We start from the raw sequence: 20,321 nt of genomic DNA on the forward strand, positions 1-20,321 counted from the left end.
CACTGCACTCTGTATTCTGTACTCTTTAATCTATGTATAATAGCAGAAAGGGTGAAACCATGGAAAAGGACTTCCGTATAGAAGATAGAAATTTATTTATAGAAGAGAATATGGAATTCATCTATAAAACTGCTTCTTTTATATGTAAGAAAAGAATAGATAAAAATAATGATGAAGAATTTAGTGTTGCCATAGAGGCTTTTAATAAGGCTTGCGAAACTTTTTCAGAGACTAAAGGAAATTTTTTTTCTTATGCAAAGGTGGTAATTAGAAATAGCCTTATAGATTTTTTTAAAAGTTCCAGTAAAGCACCGCTTTTATATTTTGATGGTGAAGAAAGCGAAAGGGAAATGCACAATAGTATATCCTTAGATAAATACGATATGGAGCTGGAGCGCAGAAATAGAATAGATGAGATAAATTTATATAAGAAGTACCTAAAGGAGTACGATATAGATTTTTTTACACTTTCAAAAAATTCTCCTTCACATAAAGATACAAGGGATGAGGTTCTTAATGTAGCAACTTTATGTATTAAGGATACTTACATAAAAAAGAGACTGGAGGAAAACAAAAGACTTCCAGCCAAAGAAATAATGAAGCTTACGGGTAAAAATAGAAAGTTCATAGAAAAGTGGAGAAGATATTTAATATCTTTAATAATAATTTTAGCAAATGATGAGTTTATGTATTTAAAATCGTACCTAAACATTAGAAAGGAGGAATAAAAGTGATTAAAAAAAAGGGAATGGTTATGGAAATAATGGGCAGCAGTGCAATTATAATGACTGAAACAGGGGAATTTACCAGAGTAAGACGTGGAAGTGCTGCACCAGTATGCGGAGAAGAATATGAAGGATACGAAGCTAAGGATGTACTTATATTTAGAAAAGCTTTTATAACTGTTGCAGCCGCAGTATTTATATTTATTTTAGGAATTATGGATTATTATAACCCAGTAAAGGCTGTAGAGCTTGATATGAATTCAAAAATAATGCTCAAATTAAATAGATGGAATCGCGTAGTAACTGCTTCTGCTCCTGATAAAGCCGGGGAAACCATATTAAATAAAACTAAAGTTAAAAATGTTCTGCTAAATAAGGCTGTAGATGAACTTATGCTTGAGGCTAAAAGAGAAAAGGTGATAAAATCCTTTTCTGAGGTAAAGGTTAATCCTGTTAAGGGAAATATAGACGTATCATCAATAAGAAATAGTATTCCCAAGGATACTCAAGAGGATAAGGTGAAAAAGGAAAATATAAGACAAGAAAATAAGACTTCAAATCCTCCAAAGGCCAATACTCTGCCTAATAATGAAAATTCCAATGGTAATGGTAAAAGCAATGCTGAAAATAAAAGTGTTAGACCAGATAATAGCAAGAGCAAAGTTCAAAATAGCCAAAATAATAACAGCTCAAACGTAAACAATGCAAATAATAATAAGGACGAAAGAGCCAGTGATAAAAGTAACAAGCATGATAATGAGACTAATACGAAGAAAAACGATAAAGGTGCTGATAAAGCTGAGGGAAATAAAAAGAAGTAGGATTATTTTTATAAGTGAAAGTTGACAAAATTATGGAAGAATATTATACTAACTATGTAAATGAAAAATATGTAACTGTTAGAGCGACATAAGTTTTGGGCTTATGTCTTTTTTTGTGTCCAACTATATTTAAAAAGTTTTTTGGAAACAACTTGGAAACAACTTCGCGAAATTTGGTAAAGAAATGATGGTATTATTATATAGCTTAAGGAGAGTGTGTACAATGAAAAAGTGGAGTGTAAATAAAAAGCTAATTTTACTAGCCTTAATAGCATTTTCTGTATTAATTACTGGCTGTACTCATAAAGATAAGGAAACCGTGTTGACTTGTAATGTAAAAGAAAATGAAACACATAAATTAAATCAAATTAATAAGAATATTAGTTTAGGTAACAATATGCTGGATAGTGGAAAATATGCCGAAGCAAGAAAGGCTTATGATAGTGCAATTAAATTAGACAAAAAGAATAAGAAAACATATATTACTATAGAAAATAAGTATTTAGAGAAAGATAAACTGGATGATGCCTGCAGCATATTAGAAGAGGCTATTGATAATAATGTTGATGTTGCTAATATGAAGAAACTTCTAGCAGTTGTAAAGCAAAAAATTGATTCTAAAAAAGAAGCAAGTAATGTTGTTACAAAGAGAGATATCGATAAAAAGAACAATATTAATAGTGTTGACAATGTTAACAAGCCTACAAGTGATGCTAATGCTGAAAATTCTCCTAATAGTATAAAAAATACTATGCCGAAAATCACAAAAGAATTTGTGCGTATTAAGGACGTGTATGAAAAGGATGGTAACAGATATATTTTATTTTGCAGAGATAAAATTTACATGGGTGATGAAGCAAAAGCACAAGCAAAAAAAGATGGTATAAATAACTGGTATTCAAATTGCTATTTTGTGAAAAATCCTTATGATGTAGCTTCATATAAAGTATCAGATAGCTGCACATTTAATATAGGAGGGTATATTATTAATTATCCGGCTACAGCAGATAGGACAAATCATTCGGTAAATTATGATACATTTGAAAAATCTGTAGTTAATGTAGTAAATGTAAGAGGGAATGAAAGCATTACTCCAATTAATTTATATTGGATTACTTTAAAAGATGGTGTTGTAGTTCAAATAGATTCACAGGATAGAAATTGATATTTTCTTAAATTAGCGAGAGTGTAAAATTAATATAAATGAGACAAAATAAGTGTACTGCAAGAATTGTAGTGCACTTATTTTTATATGTAGCTAAGACAGTGGCTATTGGTATAAAAATAGTGATAATATATATATGTAAGTATATTTAGTAAAAGGAGGAATAGAATTTGCTTGAATTTTTAAAGAAAAGTTATGACATAGGTGCTCCTGTATCAGGAAAGGTTCTAAGTTTATCTGAGGTTCCAGATGACATATTTGCACAAAAAATAGCCGGAGATGGAGCTGCAATAGAGGCTTCTAGTGATGTGGTGGTAGCTCCAGCTGATGGAGAATTAACTTTGGTGTTTAAAACCCATCATGCTTTTGCGCTTACCTTGGATAATGGAATAGAACTTTTGGTGCATATAGGAATCGACACAGTAAATCTTAAAGGCGAAGGTTTTGAACTTCTAGCTAATGAGGGCAGTAGAGTTAAGAGAGGAACTCCAATAGTTAAGCTTGATAGAGAGTTTATTATAAGTAAGGGTTATTCTCTTATTACAGTAGTTTTAATCACTAATTCCAGCATGATAGATTGTATAAAATATAATGCTGGGCAGCTTGTTAAGGCAGGGGAAGATAATATTTATAAGTATTCTTTAAAAGTCTCCAAGTGAGTATATTGAAAGGAGAATGATATATGGATTTAAAAGTTTTGGTAGTAGATGATGAATTGTCTATTAATGATATTTTGACAACAGCATTGAGAACAGCAGGTTATAAGGTTAAAGGTGCATTTTCAGGAGAAGAAACTAGAAGTTTTCTTGAGAGTTTTAAACCTGATTTGGTACTTCTTGATTTATGTCTTCCAGACGAGGATGGTTTTGATTTATGTAAATATATTAATTCAAAATATTCAATACCAATAATTATGCTTACTGCTAAAAATGATGTTGTAGATAAGGTGCTTGGGCTTGAACTTGGAGCTGATGATTATATAACCAAGCCTTTTCACATAAAAGAAGTGCTAACTAGAGTAAAAGTTGCCTTAAGAAGGGTTGAAAAGTATAAAAGTTTGGTGAGTACTGAGGATATTGAGGTCAATGGTGAAATTAAAATAGATTTGGACAGTAGAACTGTAACAGCCTCTGGCAGCGAAGTAAGGCTAAAGCCAAAGGAATACGATTTGCTTGAATTTTTAGCAAAAAACAAGGGACATGTTTTTACTAGAGAGGAGCTTTTAGATAAGGTATGGGGAATGGAGTACGATGGAGAGGTTAGAACAGTAGATGTTCATGTAAGAAGATTAAGGAGTAAATTTGATAAGGAAAATAAAGAATCTATAATTGAAACTGTTTTTGGAATAGGATATGTAATGAGGTAAAAAATGAAGATAAAATTAAAATTTATGGTGGGATTATCTGTTATACTTGTGACTTTAGGAATAATATTAAATATTATAATTAGACAGGCTTTGATTTCTAATATGGAGGAGCAAATTAATAATTCCTTGAAGGAAGTAATGAAAAGCACTCAAGAGCATATAAGATACACGCTTATTATCGACTCAATGGGATTTAGCGATGATGAGGAAAATGGTTACGGATTAAATGAAGACGGCTTAAAAATGGCTTCTGCAAGCATAGCAAAGAATATAAATATAAATTACAATTGCACCTCAAGAATTAGCAGCATGAATGGAGATACGATTAAAAATAGCATAAAGGATAGTTTCAAAGCTTATATCTTGAACAGCATAAAGGCTGCTAAAAATGGTAAGGCGGTAATAGACATAAAGTACAAAGACAATGGAGTTAACGGAATTTTATCTTATCCAGTATACGAAAATGATAATTATATAGGAATAATAACAATATGCAAGGATTATGACCAGCTTTATCAGGATAATAGTAAAATAATAAATTTTATAACTGGAATTGAATTTGCTATTTTTATAAGTATTTTCATTTTAGCATTTTTCATGACGAGTAGAATAACCTATCCAATTAGCAAATTAACTGAAGCAGCAAAGGAAATAGCAAAGGGCGATTATGACTATAAGATTGAATGTAAAACAAATGACGAAATGGGAATATTGTCAAGAGAATTTATAAATATGAAAGACAAGATAAAAGAGCAAATAACCACTATTGAAAAGGAAAAGGATAAGGTTGAAAAGCTTGAAAAGGTAAGAAAGAAGTTTTTTGATAATGTGACGCATGAGTTAAAGACTCCACTTACAGGAATTTCAGGCTATGCAGAGATGCTGTCTGAAGGAATGGTAGAGGATAAAGAGTTTAAGGAAAGGGCTGTAAAGAGAATATATTCTGAAAGCGAAAGGCTTCACAAGCTTGTTTTAAAGTTGATTGATGTATCAAAAGGTGATTCCTTTGTCGACGAGGTTTTAAAGCCAATTAATATGGGTGAACTTTTAAATGAAATATGTGATGACATGAATATTAAAGCTAAAAAGTATTCACGCTCTATAGTTAGAAATGTAAATGGTGGGAGTATTTTAGGACAGCCCAATAAAATTAGGGAATTAATAATAAATATAATAGATAATGCTATAAAGTATTCTATTGACGACAAAATTTACATTAGAGATATGGTTGAAGATAATTACTATAAGTTAGAAGTTGAGAATAAATCAAAACCAATACCAGATAACATTTATAAGAGGATATTTGAACCTTTTGTGAAAACTGAAAAGTCAATAGAAAAGCAGAGCAGTGGTCTAGGCTTATATATATGCGACGAAATAGTAAAAGAGCATAATGGCGAGATAAAAGTTGAAAATGGAGAAAAAATTGTAGTAAGAGTAAAAATACCTGCTTTGGAAACAAGTTGATAATAACTCTATGAAAAATGGTAAAAACATAGTGATATGATTAACTTGAGATCATAAAAGGAGAGAGTGGTATGAAAAGAGATCGCATAAATAGAAGTCTGATTTTATTAATTGTATTAGTATTATCTATATCAATAAGCGGCTGTGGACATAAGGATAAGGAAACTGTGGTAACCTCAGATATGAAAAAGGTGGCACAAAAGGGTGAAAATCAGGTTAAAAAAAGCATTGAATTAGGCAATAAGCTTTTGGATAACGGAGATTATGATGGTGCAAAGAAAAGCTATGATAAAGCAATTGAATTAGATAAAAAAAATAAGGAAACCTATTTAACTATAGAGGAAAAGTATTTGTCAAAGGGAAGAAACCAAGAAGCTTACGATGTAATACAGGAGGCAGTTTCAAATAATGTTGATACTGATAATATGAAAAAGCTTCTTTCACAGTTAAAAGAAAAGTTAGAAGTAAATAATAAGGCACAAGATAATGAAAATGCTCAAGGGTCCCCAAATTATAAGAATAATGAAGCTGGAAAGCATTCTAGTAATCAAAGTAAGAGTCAAAATCAAGATAGTGGCAATTCACAAGAACAAAATGATACTGTAGAATCAAAGAAAATCTTTGCTAGTGTTAAAAGTGTATATGAAAATAATGGAAAAAGATATGCTTCAATTATGGAAGGTCAGTTTTATACATATCCACAAGCAGAAAAGGAAGCTGAGAAAGATGGATTAGCTCATGATGAAGTTAGGGAGTATTATATCAGAAAAATCAGCGGTATTGAGGATTTAGAAATCTCTGATAATGCAAAGTTTAATGTTGGAAAATATATTCTTGATCCATCTTCTAGTGGTATTTCAAATGAAGCTGTAAGCTATAGTCAGTTTAAGTTTATAGAAAACTCACAAAAAGATTCAGGCTATTATTGGCTGTACTTAAATAGTAACAATGTAGTGATTAGAGCAGAAGCTCAGTTTATTCCTTAACTATTTATTTAAAAAATTTTTTCTTGGCAATAACTTGGCAATAAGCTTATGAAACTTGGCAAAAAACCGGTGTTATTATTAATTTGTAATAAGAAAAGGAGAGATTAAAATGAAAAGAAATTATGTAACTAAATTATCAATGTTACTAATGATAACACTTTCAATAGATGCTGTTGTTGGCTGCTCAGGTGCAGATAAGGAAACTGTGGCAACGCAAAATATAAGTAGAGCAGTAAAGCAGAAGGAAAGTCAGGTTAAAAACAATATTGAGCTTGGAAATAAGCTAGTTAATTCAGGAAAAACTGAGGAGGCTAAAAAAGCTTATGTGAAAGCAATTGAAGGAAATGTTGATAAATCAAACATGAATACAGTGCTTTCAAAAATACAAGGTAAGCTTACGAAAAGTAAGGCAACAACTCAGTATTCACAAAGTAAGCAAAGCGTAAATCAAAGTGAGAATGCAAACAATGCGGCAAATGTAAAGCCAAATCAAGCTAAGGCTCCAGTTCCTGTTCCTAAGCAAAGCATCAGAACAATAGGTTTTGTAAAAAACATTTATGAGAGAGATGGAAAGAGATATTTAACTATTGATGAAGCTGAGTTTTATATGGGAGAGCGTGCAGTTGAGGAAGCGGTAAAGGATGGCAAAGCATACTATGATGAAAACAATAAACCTTTTGTGTATGACGATTATTATATAAGAAATACAGATAAAACAGTAAAGGAATATGAAATCTCAAATGATGCTAGCTTTAACTTAGGAAAGGTACTGCTGAACAAATATTATACTGGCAATGGCGCCGATAGTGAAGCTGTAAACTATGATACAACAAAAAATATTGTGAATACTAATAACAATGAAGCAAATGACAGAGGCATTGCAGATTTTCGTGAAAATTTATATTGGATAACTCTAAATGACAATGTTGTAGTGCAAATGAATTCACAGTATACTCCTTAAAGCTATAATGGTATTGAAACTTGAACCTTAATAATGTATAATAAATCTAATGTTAAATTAGGAGGATTATTATGAGTTCATTGAGAATTAAAGCAAAAACTTTAATACATCATCATCACTAGGAAGACTTGTGGCTCGATTAAGTAATCGTAGGTACAAGTTTAGTAAACATTGAGGCTTGTATCTACCTGGTGATTGTGATAATGAATTCATGATTTAGTTAACCATGCAGGTATGTATAAGCTTGCATGGTTTTTGCGTTCAAGGAAAAATAAAGGAGTGTTAAAAATGAGTAATAATAAAATAAAACCTTCAATCTTACCAGGCTTTATGGAGCTTCTTCCAAAAGAGCAATTAATATTTAATGATATAGTTTCAAAAATAACAGGGGTCTATGAAGAGAATGGCTTTTTGCCTATGGATACCCCAATAATTGAAAAGGAAGAAGTGCTTCTTGCAAAATCAGCAGGAGAAACCGAAAAGCAGGTATATAGACTTACAAAAGGTGATAAAAATTTAGCTTTAAGATTTGACCTTACAGTTCCTTTTGCAAGATTTGCAGCACAATACATGAATGATTTGACTTTTCCTTTTAAAAGATATCAGCTTGGAAAGGTGTATAGAGGAGAAAGAAACCAAAAGGGACGTTACAGAGAATTTTATCAGTGTGACGTTGATATAGTTGGAAATGGTAAGCTTAGCATAAAAAATGATGCCCTCGTAGTTGCTATGGCATCAAGAGCACTTAAGAAAATAGGCTTGACTACATATAAGCTTCAAATAAGCAACAGAAAAATATTAAGCGGCTTTTTAACTGCTCTTGGTGTTACAAACATGCAGGAGGTTATGATATTAATAGACAAATATGAGAAGATCACAAGAGAAGAATTTTTATCTGAGCTAGAAAAGCTTGTTGGAAAAGAAAACAGCGAGGCTATAAATAATATAATGGGTATACAGGGCTCTAACGATGAAATCATTTCTCAGCTTAAAGCACTTAAGGTAAATAGCGAAGTGTTTAATAAAGGTGTAGAAGAAATAGAAGAGGTTAAAACTTATTTAAACATATTTGGTGTGGAGGACAGCGAATTTACAATAGATCTTAAAATCATAAGAGGTCTTGATTACTACACTGGAACTGTATTTGAAACAATATTACAAGGAAATGAATCCTATGGTTCAGTTTGTTCTGGTGGCAGATATGATAACTTAGCACAAAACTACACAGATAATGTGCTTCCAGGAGTGGGGATGTCTATAGGTATAACAAGATTGTTCTTTGTATTAAAGGAAATAGGATTTATAGATAAATATGAACACAATTCCTCAGTAGAATACTTAATAATTCCTATTGGAGATACAATCCATTATTGTGCTAAGGTATCCAAAATGCTTCAAGAGAGGGGCTCCAAAGCAGAAATATATTTAGAGGATGACAAGCTTAAAAAGAAAATGTCCTATGCAAATAAGCTTAACATAAAGAAGGTTGTAATCATCGGCGAAGATGAGGTTAAAAGTGGAGAAATTGTTGTAAAAGACATGACTACAGGAGAGCAAGAAAAAGTAAGTATGAAATAAAGAAGTAGTAGGATTTTGAAGCATTAAATAAAAGCCATAAATCTAAGAGAAAAAATACTAAAAAACTAAGAACTTTCAATAATTCGCTGCACTCAAACAGATTGAAAGTTCTAAGCCTTTTAGTATTTTCTCTCTAAGTTTTATTGGCTTTTATTTAAATTGCTTCTGCAATCCTACTATTTCTTTTAACGGTATTGTGTAAAATATTTAGAGTGACTGAATTTTTAAGGAGGTGCTGCATTATGGGACTATTATTAGTAAAGCCGTCTATGAAATATAAGAATCAAGTTTTAGAATACAAAAATGAGTTTATACAGGATGGCGATGATTTGGCTGGTACATCATATTTAGAAGAATATGATGTTTATGAAGAATGGATGAAATTTGTACTTGATAATGAAAATGAAATTACAAAGCATACGAAAGTGACAGCAAATGTGTTTTTGGCAATTAGGGAAGAAGACAATAAATTAGTTGGTATTATAAATATTAGGCATACATTAAATGAATATTTATATAAATATGGCGGACATATTGGATATAGTGTTAGGAAAAATGAACGCAGAAAAGGTTATGCCAAGAAAATGCTTAAAATAGCATTAGAAAAATGCAGAGAATTGGCAATTAAAAAGGTTTTACTTACGTGTGACGTTAATAATATCGCTTCCGAAAAAACAATAAAAGCTTGTGGTGGGATATTAGAAAATGAGGTTTTTAAGGATGGGGAAGTAGTTCAGAGGTATTGGATAAATTTGCAGTAGGATAAATTTATAATATATAATGAAATAAATATAAAAATTATGAGGAGGTATATTATGGAACGAATGCCATTCAAGAGACCGACTGACCATTATGATGAAGAAATTAAGTACATAGATGAAAAAATTTGTGAGCTTATAAATAAGCGTAAAGAAATTTCAAAGGATAATCCAGGTTATCCACCTTTTGATTACATAGTTAGTTGGGCAGAAAAATTTAATTTGTATGAAGAGTTCTTAAAATCATTATTCGGTGCACTCATGAATGAAAAAATGTATAAGCCGTTAATTAAGCCAAAAGTTTTTAAGAAGACTTTGCCAGTTTTAAAATGCATAGAAATAGATAATCACCTTTTCTCTATAACTTGTATTCGTCAGTATTCTAATGCAAGTGTTGTAAATTTTAATGTAGATTGGGATAGTACTAGCGAGTCTTTAGAAGATTCTACTAGAAGACATACTAACTTCGAAATGTTTATTGATGAGAAGCATGATTGTCAAATGCTAAATGGCACAGGAGGAAGCGGGCATTTTCATTATAATTTTGTCGTGTCACCAGCACTTCCGGATGATCTTTCGGGAATTGAAATTGTTTTTAGAGAGTATGAGTATCCGTTTATAGATAAAACAATAGGTAAAAATATTATAATAGGGCTATAATTAACTTTTTCAGTGAAAAGGAGAAGAATAATTTTAACTTGTCATTTATTATTTTTAACTGTCTTTATGTATTTTTCTCCCCAAATCTTAAGACTATCTAAAACCACAGAAAATTCCTTACCAATTTCACTTAGTTTGTATTCTACCTTTGGCGGTACTTCAGGGTATACAGTTCTAATAATTATTCCATGCTTTTCTAAGGTACGAAGCTGCTTTGTAAGTGTTGCTTGAGTTATATCAGGAAGTAGTTTTTGCAATTCACTAAACCTAAGTGTTTTTTCACTTAAATGATGCAAAATAATTAATGCCCATTTTCCAGATAGGATTTTTTGAGAAGTTGCATATGGACATTTTCCGAATAATTCTTCTTGTGTTAACATCGAATCTCCTCCAATAGTATCTTTGTAGATACTAAGTATTTAAAAAAATCGTACTTTTAAAAATTGATGTAACAAAATATAATATATGTATAGTTAAATTATATCATATATCATATCAAAATTAAAAGTTTAGTAACAGCCTTAAGTTTTTATTTTAATCAATTTAAATTTTAAGGACGGTTTTACTATGTGTGAAAGGAAGTAATCAAGGTGGAAGAAGTATTAAAGTTTTTAAAGGAAAATCCAGTGTTTTATTTAGCAACAGTAGAAGGGGATCAGCCAAGAGTTCGTCCATTTGGAGCAGTAGCTGAGTTTGAAGGAAAATTATATATTTGTACTAACAACACTAAAAAGGTATTTAAGCAAATTGAAAAGAATTCTAAGGTTGAAATTTGCGGCATGGGTAAAGGTGGAAGCTGGCTTCGCATTGAAGCAAATTGTATTGCTGATGAAAGAAAAGAAGCAAAGGAAAAGATGCTTTCTGATAATCCAGGATTAAAAAATATGTATTCTGTAGATGATGGTATATTTGAAGTTCTTTACTTAAAAGATGCAACTGCAACTTTTGCAAGTATGAAAGGGGAACCAAAGATAGTTAAATTCTAGTATTTGGGATAACACAGCAGTTGAGTATTTTGAGCATAGGATAAATTAATTTTGTTAGTATATAAGAAAAATGTGCATTATTTAATAAACAGCACATTTTTCACATTCTATTCAGTAGAAGTTTACTTTTCTAATTCTATAAACAGATACATTGGTATTTTCGATAACCATTTAATTCTTGAAGACATGGACATTTGTTCTTTTGATGGAATTGGTTCATTCATATCTACTACTGTAAAATCATTTTTTATGAAAGCTTTGATATACTCTGATAGGGTTCTATGCCTATATATTATGTTAGCATCAATACCTTTAATTTCTCCAATCCATTGTGCTGGGGTAAAATAATCGCTAACTAGAACTTTTATTTTATCATCTTCTGATGTCCATTTACTTTCTTTTGGTTTAAAACACGGATGCAATATAGATATAAAAACTTTCCCATCAGTCTTTAGAACCCTATGTATTTCTTTTAGTGTTCCATATAGGTCTTCTACATCCATTAACATCATAGAGCAAAGTACAATATCATAAGTGCCGTCAGGTATATCTGTTAATTTATTAGCATTTCTACATAAGGTATTAATTTTTAAGTTCTCTTCTTGAGCTTTATTTGTGACATAATTTATAAAAGTTTTAGAACAATCAACAGCGGTTACGATGGCTCCTTGCTTTGCTAAAGCTCTTGAATATCCTCCTTCCCCACAAGCCAAATCAAGAATTTGTTTTCCCTTGACCTTTCCTAACTTTTGCAGGGTATAGGGCATTATATAGTATAATCTAAAGTCATTTGTTTGAGCTTTTTCAATCCAAGTATCAATTCTAACTTGGTTCCAGCATTTAGTTGAACTATCTTGATTCATTTTGTACCCCCTAAAGCTTACATTTTTATATATATTAAGTATTTATAATTATATCATTAATATTCACCTAGAGGGATAATGGTATTATACTTCCGGAGGTACGGAGGGATTTTTTTCTACTACATGTGAGCCAAGCATTGTCAATTTGTGCTTTTTTCTAATTTCATAATTTCAAGCCCAAGTATAAAGAATACAGCTGCAAAGCCTATAAGAATAAGTGATGGGGTATAGACAGCGTTTATATTTGTATTTCTTGTAATCAAATCTGTGGTTCCTTTAATTACCCATGTTTGCGGAACAAAGTTTGAAACTTTTAGCATGGTGTCTGACATTATATTTCTTGGAAACATGCAGCCGGCAAGCAGACAAGTTGGAATTACAACTATAGGTACAAGGGTTGTAAGCTGTTTCTTTGTTTTTACGAAGGAAGAAAGAGCAGTTCCTAGCCCAATTGAAGCAAGTAAAAATGATGAAAACAGAAGTATTATACCTAGAGGAGAGCTTCCCCAGTTTAAGTTAAGCACGTATTTGCTAAATAAAATGAGTATACCAACTTGAAGCCAGCCAATTATAAAGTTACCAAATACATATCCACATAAAATAGTTCTGTTTTTGGTAGGTGTGGACTCAGTTCGTGTCCAGGTTCCAAATTCCTTTTCTTCAAGAATAGAGCCTGCCCCAAGGCTCACGAAAAACATAATAAACATTATCATTATTCCTATTGCACTTGTAGATAATTTATCCTTTGCATGTGTTTTGTTTTTTTGAAGCGTATTTAGGCTATAGGTACTTTTCTGGGTTTTTATATTTTTTAAATAATCTTTTTCAATGTTATTCTCAATTTCAGTTTTTTTATTTTCATTAACTAGCTTCACTGATGTTAGTAAGCTTGCTGAAGCTTTTTTAGCATTCTCTCCAATGGAAAGCTGCTGAATGTAATTTTCTACGATTATACCAAAGGAGGAGGTGTTTTCGTTATCCTGAAGCTTTATCATACCAATGTCTTTAGCTTTGTTATTTTCTATAGAAGCTGAAAAATTTTTTGGAATTACAAAACTCATTGAGAGTTTTCCATTTTCGACAGCTTTACGAGAACTTTCATAGCTACTTTCAGTTACGTCAAAATATTTATCATTTTTAAGCATATTTATAAGCCGCTTTGAGTATTTACCGGTGTCGTTGTTTACAATTCCTACAGGGTATTTTACATTTTTGCTGTCATCGCTGGAATTTTCAAAACCAACAGCTAAAACTGTAACAAAAATGATTGGAGTCAAAATTATTGCAGCAAGAGACATTTTATCTTTTGCAAGCAGCTTCAATTTTAATAATCCTATATAAATAAACTTTTTCATGCAGATCACATCCTTAATCAAATTTAAATTTAAAGGTACCGCAAAGTAAAAGCAAGCTTCCGATAACTACTAAAACTATAGAAGGAATAATAATGGAACTAAAGCCGCTGCCCATCATTAAGCTTAAATATCCCCTAAGTGCCCAGTTGTTTAACATAAATTTTGATGCAGTTTGCATAGCCTCTGGCATTTGAGATAGGGGATACATGCTTCCACCTATAAATGACATTATCATAATTATAACGGCACTAGTTAGAAGAACAGATTTTGTGCTTTTAAATATCAATGATAAGAATAATGAAAAGCCGCAGGAGGCAAATATCATTGCAAGGGATAATACTGTGAGTCCAGATAAGGAATTTCCCCAACTGACGTTAAATACTATTTTAGTAAAAGCCACAAGCACGATAACATCAAAAATCCCTAGAAAAAATACACCAAGAACTTTGCCTAAAAATATCTCAAATTTTGATGCAGGGGTTGTGAAGAGTTTTTTTAAGGTTCCGTCTTCTCTTTCCTCAAGCATGGAGCTTGTGCCGAGGCTGCCCACAAATAAAGCATACATCGCAAGCATTGCAGCAGAGTAATACTGCATTGCAGAAAGTTTATCCTTAGCTTTTAGAGAACTTTCAGTAAGCTTAAAACTGCTGCTTTTAGTTTTAGCTACAAGTTTATTTATTATCATATGACCGTCTAGCTTGTAGCTTTTAAGCTGTCCATTTGAGGCTTCAACGGCTGCTTCAATAGAGGAAACGGTAGCAGTATAACTTTTGACAAAGCTTTCTACGGTTTTGGCATCAACAGTATTTCCGGGGTCAGAGTATATTTCTATGTTAGTTTTTTTGCCATTTGTAGTATCCTTAGAATATCCTTTTGGTATAACTATAAGCACAGGTAATTGTCCATTTTTAATTTCATCCTTTGCAGAGGCTTCACTCATTCTTTTGTAATTTATCATTTTACTTACGTCTTTTGACTTTAATACATTCTTGAATTCCTTTGAGTATTCTCCGTTGTCATTATCAACTACAGCGACATCAAATTTATTAATCGTAACTGCATTACTTTTGAAGGTACTACTGAGTGCCATTCCAAGCACTAATATCAGAACAATAGGCATGAGCACTATGCGTGCCATAGACTTTTTATCCTTTAAAGTGATAAGCAAATCCTTAAAACTTATATGTAAAATCTTCATTTTATAAGCCTCCTTTAATCTCTTAATGCTCTTCCTGTAAGATTTAAAAATACACTTTCAAGATTGGGTTCATCAACTTTAATGGAAAGTATTTTAGCGTTCATTTTAGAAAATAGGTCAAGCAAGCTTGATAAAATGTTTTTATTGCCACAAGAATTTATTATTATTTTGTTGTCATTTATATCTAGGCTTTTTACACCATAAATTTCTTTTGCTTTTTCTAAAATATGAGGGTTTATTTGGGATATTTCAATTTCTATTTTGTCTTGTTTAGCAACTGATTTTTTTAATTCATCCTTTTCTCCAATTGCGATGAGCTTTCCGTGATCTACTATTCCTATTCTTGTGCAGAGATATTCAATTTCCTCCATGTAGTGGCTTGTATAAATTATTGTCATTCCTTCTGAATTAAGTTTCTTTACACTTTCAAGTATGTGATTTCTAGATTGTGGGTCAATTCCAACTGTTGGCTCATCCATTATTAGTATTTGTGGATGATGAAGAAGTGCAGCGGCTATGTTAATTCTTCTTTTCATACCACCAGAATAGCTTTTAATAGTTTCATTTTTTCTATCTTCAAGATTGGCTATTTCTAGTACTTCTGAAACTCTTTCTTTTAATAATTTGCCAGATAAATTATACATTCTTCCCCAGAAATAAAGATTTTCTTTGGCAGTAAGCGTGGGGTAAAGAGCTATATCCTGAGGAACAAGTCCTATAGCATTTTTGGCGAGCATTGGATATTTCAAAGTGTCTTTACCATCAATAAGGATTTTACCTTCGGTTGGTTTTAAAAGACCAGACAGCATAGATATAGTGGTTGATTTTCCAGCACCATTAGGTCCAAGAAGTCCAAATACTTCTCCTTTATTTATTTCAAAGCTTAGTCCTTTAACAGCAGTATTTTTGTCATATTCTTTTACTAGATTTTCTATTTTAATTAGGCACACTTTATATCATCCTTTCTTTAGATGCATGAATTTTTAAAAATCAATTGTTATAGATTAACAATTGATTTTTGTTTAGTTCATAGTTCACAATAATTTCTTTATTATGATTAAAGTATATATCTTAGAATGAATTTTTTGATGTGCCCAAATGCCTATTTTAAGGTCACAAAAAAACCATGACCTTTGTCACACCTGGTCATGGTTCTGATTTACTGAGCACCGCATGTAGTGCTATTATGTAAGCATAAGTTTAAGATTTTTTAGAGCGTAGCGGAGAAAAATCATCCTTCACTCTACTCTTTACTCTGTTCTCTAATTTAAGTGGTTTTTAGCATAAAGTGCAATTTGCGTTCTATCTCTTAAATCAAGTTTACTTAGAATATTAGTTACATGGTTTTTTACGGTTCCTTCTGAAATAAATAAAAGCTTGGCTATTTCTTTGTTTGTATTACCTTCTGCGATAAGTTTTACAATTTCAGATTCTCTTTGTGTAAGATCGTCGATTTTTTTAGGTTTACTGTTACCGCCAAGCCCGGTTACAATTTTTGCGGCTACAGCAGGATCAATAAGTACGCCTCCATTTACAACTGTTCTTATGGAACCAGCAAGCTTATCCGATTCCACATCCTTTAATAGATAACCCTTTGCGCCGTATTTTAATGCTTCAAATATATAATCATCTTCAAGAAAGGTCGTTAATATTATTATTTTAATGTCAGGGTAAGCTTCACTTATTTTTTGAGTTCCAATTACTCCATCGCATTTTGGCATTCTTATATCCATGAGAATAACATCGGGCTTCAGCTTTTCTGTTAGCTCCAAGGCTTCATTGCCATTAGCTGCAGCACCAACAACGGTTAAATCTTCTTCCATGTCAAGTATAAGCTTTAGTCCATCTCTTATTATGGATTGATCATCGGCAATTAGTACTTTTATTTTATTCATTTTATACCTCCACTGGAATAAATCCATTTATACTAAAGTTACTTTCGCCAGATATCTTTAAATTTCCTCCAAGAACTTCTACTCTTTCTTGCATTGTAGTTAGTCCAGTGCCCTTTTTTATATTAGGACAGTTAAGACCATCATTTGTAATGCAGAATTCTACTCCATTTTCTCTAAAACATATATCAACATAGGCATTGTTTGCACGACCATATTTAGTACAGTTTGTAAGAGCTTCTTGGATGGCTCTATAAACAGCAACTTCAATTGCAGGTGATAGTTTGTATTGACGTCTTGAAATATTAAAGTGAACTGCAATACCAGTGTTTTTTTCATAATCGCTTATTAAATCTTTAATTGCATTTATGCCAGTAAGTTTATCATTTGACTTTATTGATTTAACGGATTTTCTAACTTCACTAAGTGAATATCGAGCCAGTTCTTGAGCTTTTTTTAATTCTACTTTTGTTTTATTAACATCTTTACCTATAAGTTTATTGCATATATCCACTTCCATTATTAATGCTGTGAGGCTGTGACCTATTGTATCGTGTATTTCTCCTGCAAGCCTGTTTCTTTCATTTAAAATTGATACTTCTTCTACTTTTTTTGAATAATCCTTGAGCTTTTTATTTGCAGCTTCCAGATCTTCTTCTGATTTCTTTAATTCAGAATATAAAAGTTGCATTTTATCTTTCAAGAAGATTGTCTTTTTTAGAAGATATGCGGCACAGGCAAAGAAAGTTATTGCAACCCAATATGCTAAAAGGTCTGAAAAAATAAATTGAATGGACAAATTTTTATACTTAATGAAGGAGAACAAAGCTAGAGTAATATATGACGGTATCGAAATTAAAATTGACATTTTAAAGCGTGGAAATAGGAAGGTGTCAACTATCAATATAAATATAAGTACGAAGGTAACATAACAAAAATAATAATACATAAAGGTGATTATTATAAGTTCAATTAAGATAGAGCTTATAAATAAAGCAATTCTATGGCTAAATTTATAAATTCTTAATGACGAGGTTATAAGTACAGCTAAAAAAAACAGTGTAAAAATTGCAGCGGATTTAATGTTACTTCCAATTTCAATAATAGATGCTATGTACATTAGCGCGTAAGTTAAATATCTAGATATTAAGAGATAGGTCAATTTTTTTAATTCTAAGTATTCCTCCATGTTTTCCTCCAAAGTTTAAATTATTATTCAATTTACATTATAATATAATATTTTAATCCTGTTGACAAACATGTATATACTGTATATACTGTACATATACAAAAAATATAATATACTCATTTGCAAAGGGGTACTAAGCATGGACATAATTATTTCGAATTCTTCTAATGATCCAATATATGAGCAGATTGCATCGCAAATAAAAAGTCTTATTTTTAATGGAGAACTTTCAGAGGGAGAACCGCTTCCATCTATAAGAAGTTTGTCCAAGGAACTTAAGATAAGTGTAATTACTACTAAAAAGGCATATGAGAAGCTTGAAAATGAAGGTTTTATAGACACTGTGCCCGGAAAAGGTTCATATATTGCGGGACAAAATAAAGAAATTTTAAGAGAAAACAGAATAAAAGTAATTGAAGAAAAATTGACGGAGGCAGTTGAGGCGAGCAAGCTAGTTAATTTGCCTCTTGAGGATTTAAAAGATATTTTAGAAATTATATATAACAATCAGTAATGGAGGCAAGCTATGGACAATATTTTAGAGGTAAATGGTTTAAGTAAACACTATGCTGGATTTTCACTGAAGAATATAAGTTTTAATTTGAAACGAGGATACATAATGGGATTTATAGGTCCTAATGGAGCTGGCAAAAGCACTACTATTAATCTCATAATGAATTTAATTAAAAGGGATTCTGGAGATATAAGGGTTTTTGGACTGGATAACGTTAAAAGTGAAAAAGAAGTAAAACAGAAAATTGGATTTGTTTATGATGAAAATTATTTTTATGAGGATTTAAATTTAATGGAGATGAAGGATATAATAGCTCCTTTTTACAAGCATTGGGACGAAGAAACCTTTAAACATTATTTTTCTAATTTTGATTTACCAAAGAAGAAAAAAATAAAAGAATTATCTAAAGGTATGAAAATGAAGTATTCTCTTGCATTAGCATTATCACATGGTGCTGAGCTCATTATAATGGATGAGCCTACTTCAGGGTTAGATCCTGTTTTTAGAAGTGAAATGCTTGAAATTTTATGTTCTGTGATTCAGGATGAAAATAAATCTATATTTTTTTCTACTCATATTACTTCTGATTTAGAAAAGATTGCAGATTATATAACCTTTATAAACAAAGGTGAAATAGTATTTTCTAAGCAAAAGGATGATATTTTAGAAAGTTATAGCATTGTAAAAGGAAAAAAGAAACTTCTAAACAGAGATAATACAAAAAATTTTGTTTCTATAAATGAAAATGCTTTTGGATTTGAAGCTTTAACGAACAATACTGCAGGTATTAGAAAATTATTTGGAAATGATGTTTTGATTGAAAAGGCCAGCTTGGAAGATATTATGTTGTATACGGTAAGGAGTGGAGAAAATGCTTAATTTAATTTCTAAAGATATACTTATGCAGAAAAAAACTTTAGCTATAGCTATTTTATTTATATTTGTAGAAAGTATTTATGTTTATTTTGCAAAAGAAGTACCTGTAATAATTATTTCAATTTTAGTACCATTTGCTGTTGAATATTTGCTATTAACAAATTCATGTTTGCTTGACGATAAAAATAAATCCTATATTATAATTAACAGTTTGCCAGTAACTAAAAAAAATGTGGTTATTGCAAAATACATATCTGTTTTGGTGTTTTTTGTAATAGCGATATGTATTCAGTCTATATTTGCAGCGTTAATAAATAGTAATAAGGGCATTATGAAGATAGAATATATAATAATTTGTTTTTGCCTTATAGCCATATTAAATTCTGTATATTTGCCTGCTTATTTTAAATCTGGTTATGCAAAAACGAAATGGCTTATTATGATATTATTTTTTGCTATGTATCTTGGAATTTCATCTATTAATAATCATAATCTTATTAAAATGATAAAAATATTTACAAGCATGTCATATTGGACTTTATGTGGCAGCGCACTTTTAATTAGTGCTATACTCATGGTTATATCTTTCTTCATATCTTCTGCATTTTACAATAACAGAGAACTTTCAAGGTAAATCCACCTTCACTATACTTTGAGTTAACATCCAATTTAATAGTATAAACCTAAACCTGGTGTTACTAATTTGAACCTTTTAGCTTGTTTGTCTTTAAATAAAATTAATAAATCTAGGAATATAAATTCTAGAAAATTGAGTGCTTTAGGAGGTGCAAAGGTATGGATCTTAAAGATATAATAGTAATCATTGTTATAGTAGTATTTATACTAGTTGGTGAAAAGATACTTCCAGGAAATCCAATAAGCGTTATAATTAATTACATAAAAAATTTAATTACTCACAGATCATAAGTTTATATTGAGAGATGATTCTGTGTAATACGGG

General features: G+C 31.0%; 23 protein-coding genes. 16 read left to right on the forward strand and 7 right to left on the reverse strand.

The genetic code is table 11. The annotated features are described in order from the left end of the window. Positions 1–59: 59 nt before the first annotated feature. The 11 genes from ACJDT4_RS11320 to ACJDT4_RS11370 all read left to right on the forward strand — a co-directional run bounded on the left by ACJDT4_RS11320 (position 60) and on the right by ACJDT4_RS11370 (position 10,487). Positions 60–728 carry an RNA polymerase subunit sigma gene (locus ACJDT4_RS11320; RefSeq protein WP_406787677.1) on the forward strand — a complete coding sequence of 223 codons (669 nt, stop codon included), beginning with the start codon at positions 60–62 and terminating at the stop codon, positions 726–728. 2 nt (positions 729–730) lie between these two features. Further along, on the forward strand, positions 731–1,546 hold the full coding sequence (locus ACJDT4_RS11325; protein ID WP_406787678.1) for an anti-sigma factor domain-containing protein: 816 nt from the start codon (positions 731–733) through the stop codon (positions 1,544–1,546). A 223-nt stretch (positions 1,547–1,769) separates the two neighbouring features. Then, complete coding sequence (locus tag ACJDT4_RS11330) at positions 1,770–2,711, forward strand: tetratricopeptide repeat protein (protein WP_406787679.1); 942 nt, start codon at positions 1,770–1,772, stop codon at positions 2,709–2,711. 170 nt (positions 2,712–2,881) lie between these two features. Continuing rightward, complete coding sequence (locus tag ACJDT4_RS11335) at positions 2,882–3,370, forward strand: PTS sugar transporter subunit IIA (protein ID WP_406787680.1); 489 nt, start codon at positions 2,882–2,884, stop codon at positions 3,368–3,370. A gap of 23 nt (positions 3,371–3,393) precedes the next feature. Beyond that, a complete protein-coding gene (locus tag ACJDT4_RS11340; protein WP_406787681.1) occupies positions 3,394–4,077 on the forward strand; it encodes a winged helix-turn-helix domain-containing protein in 684 nt (227 codons plus the stop codon). A gap of 3 nt (positions 4,078–4,080) precedes the next feature. Continuing rightward, complete coding sequence (locus ACJDT4_RS11345) at positions 4,081–5,544, forward strand: HAMP domain-containing sensor histidine kinase (RefSeq protein WP_406787682.1); 1,464 nt, start codon at positions 4,081–4,083, stop codon at positions 5,542–5,544. A 71-nt stretch (positions 5,545–5,615) separates the two neighbouring features. Next, positions 5,616–6,530 (forward strand): tetratricopeptide repeat protein, encoded by a 915-nt coding sequence (locus ACJDT4_RS11350; protein ID WP_406787683.1) that lies wholly within the window; start codon positions 5,616–5,618, stop codon positions 6,528–6,530. A 109-nt stretch (positions 6,531–6,639) separates the two neighbouring features. Further along, positions 6,640–7,491 carry a hypothetical protein gene (locus ACJDT4_RS11355; protein ID WP_406787684.1) on the forward strand — a complete coding sequence of 284 codons (852 nt, stop codon included), beginning with the start codon at positions 6,640–6,642 and terminating at the stop codon, positions 7,489–7,491. A 288-nt stretch (positions 7,492–7,779) separates the two neighbouring features. After that, positions 7,780–9,069: a histidine--tRNA ligase gene (gene hisS, locus ACJDT4_RS11360; RefSeq protein WP_406787685.1), complete on the forward strand. Its 1,290-nt coding sequence runs from the start codon at positions 7,780–7,782 to the stop codon at positions 9,067–9,069. Between the two features lie 242 nt (positions 9,070–9,311). Beyond that, positions 9,312–9,830, forward strand: a complete 519-nt coding sequence (locus ACJDT4_RS11365) for a GNAT family N-acetyltransferase (protein ID WP_406787686.1) — start codon at positions 9,312–9,314, stop codon at positions 9,828–9,830. A 54-nt stretch (positions 9,831–9,884) separates the two neighbouring features. Beyond that, entirely contained in the window at positions 9,885–10,487 is a 603-nt protein-coding gene (locus tag ACJDT4_RS11370; RefSeq protein WP_406787687.1) for a hypothetical protein, read from the forward strand. A gap of 41 nt (positions 10,488–10,528) precedes the next feature. Here the strand turns inward: ACJDT4_RS11370 and ACJDT4_RS11375 are convergent, their stop codons facing one another. Continuing rightward, the gene (locus tag ACJDT4_RS11375; RefSeq protein ID WP_406787688.1) at positions 10,529–10,867 is read right to left on the reverse strand and encodes a winged helix-turn-helix transcriptional regulator; all 339 of its coding nucleotides are present in this window, start codon (positions 10,865–10,867) and stop codon (positions 10,529–10,531) included. 210 nt (positions 10,868–11,077) lie between these two features. Between ACJDT4_RS11375 and ACJDT4_RS11380 the strand changes: the two genes are divergently transcribed. Further along, positions 11,078–11,473, forward strand: coding sequence for a pyridoxamine 5'-phosphate oxidase family protein (locus ACJDT4_RS11380; RefSeq protein WP_406787689.1), 396 nt, complete (start codon positions 11,078–11,080; stop codon positions 11,471–11,473). Between the two features lie 122 nt (positions 11,474–11,595). On the opposite strand, the gene ACJDT4_RS11385 is transcribed toward ACJDT4_RS11380, so the two are convergent. The 6 genes from ACJDT4_RS11385 to ACJDT4_RS11410 form a co-directional block, all read right to left on the reverse strand. Then, positions 11,596–12,336, reverse strand: coding sequence for a class I SAM-dependent methyltransferase (locus ACJDT4_RS11385; protein WP_406787690.1), 741 nt, complete (start codon positions 12,334–12,336; stop codon positions 11,596–11,598). A gap of 140 nt (positions 12,337–12,476) precedes the next feature. Beyond that, complete coding sequence (locus ACJDT4_RS11390; protein WP_406787691.1) at positions 12,477–13,691, reverse strand: ABC transporter permease; 1,215 nt, start codon at positions 13,689–13,691, stop codon at positions 12,477–12,479. 13 nt (positions 13,692–13,704) lie between these two features. Next, the gene (locus ACJDT4_RS11395; RefSeq protein WP_406787692.1) at positions 13,705–14,889 is read right to left on the reverse strand and encodes an ABC transporter permease; all 1,185 of its coding nucleotides are present in this window, start codon (positions 14,887–14,889) and stop codon (positions 13,705–13,707) included. Positions 14,890–14,903: 14 nt separating this feature from the next. Beyond that, a complete protein-coding gene (locus ACJDT4_RS11400; RefSeq protein ID WP_406787693.1) occupies positions 14,904–15,839 on the reverse strand; it encodes an ABC transporter ATP-binding protein in 936 nt (311 codons plus the stop codon). Between the two features lie 312 nt (positions 15,840–16,151). Continuing rightward, positions 16,152–16,784, reverse strand: coding sequence for a response regulator (locus ACJDT4_RS11405; protein ID WP_406787694.1), 633 nt, complete (start codon positions 16,782–16,784; stop codon positions 16,152–16,154). A 1-nt stretch (position 16,785) separates the two neighbouring features. After that, on the reverse strand, positions 16,786–17,970 hold the full coding sequence (locus ACJDT4_RS11410; RefSeq protein ID WP_406787695.1) for a sensor histidine kinase: 1,185 nt from the start codon (positions 17,968–17,970) through the stop codon (positions 16,786–16,788). A gap of 139 nt (positions 17,971–18,109) precedes the next feature. On the opposite strand from ACJDT4_RS11410, the gene ACJDT4_RS11415 reads away from it, so the two are divergent. The 4 genes from ACJDT4_RS11415 (at position 18,110) to ACJDT4_RS11430 (ending at position 20,287) form a co-directional block, all read left to right on the forward strand. After that, positions 18,110–18,484 carry a GntR family transcriptional regulator gene (locus ACJDT4_RS11415; protein ID WP_406787696.1) on the forward strand — a complete coding sequence of 125 codons (375 nt, stop codon included), beginning with the start codon at positions 18,110–18,112 and terminating at the stop codon, positions 18,482–18,484. Positions 18,485–18,496: 12 nt separating this feature from the next. Continuing rightward, complete coding sequence (locus ACJDT4_RS11420) at positions 18,497–19,363, forward strand: ABC transporter ATP-binding protein (RefSeq protein WP_406787697.1); 867 nt, start codon at positions 18,497–18,499, stop codon at positions 19,361–19,363. Next, the gene (locus ACJDT4_RS11425; protein WP_406787698.1) at positions 19,356–19,994 is read left to right on the forward strand and encodes an ABC-2 transporter permease; all 639 of its coding nucleotides are present in this window, start codon (positions 19,356–19,358) and stop codon (positions 19,992–19,994) included. The genes ACJDT4_RS11420 and ACJDT4_RS11425 overlap by 8 nt, the downstream gene beginning before the upstream one ends. A 161-nt stretch (positions 19,995–20,155) precedes the next feature. Then, positions 20,156–20,287 carry a hypothetical protein gene (locus ACJDT4_RS11430; protein WP_406787699.1) on the forward strand — a complete coding sequence of 44 codons (132 nt, stop codon included), beginning with the start codon at positions 20,156–20,158 and terminating at the stop codon, positions 20,285–20,287. Positions 20,288–20,321 lie beyond the last annotated feature (34 nt).

Source organism: Clostridium neuense (assembly GCF_045310695.1).
Lineage (GTDB): Bacteria > Bacillota > Clostridia > Clostridiales > Clostridiaceae > Clostridium_S > Clostridium_S neuense.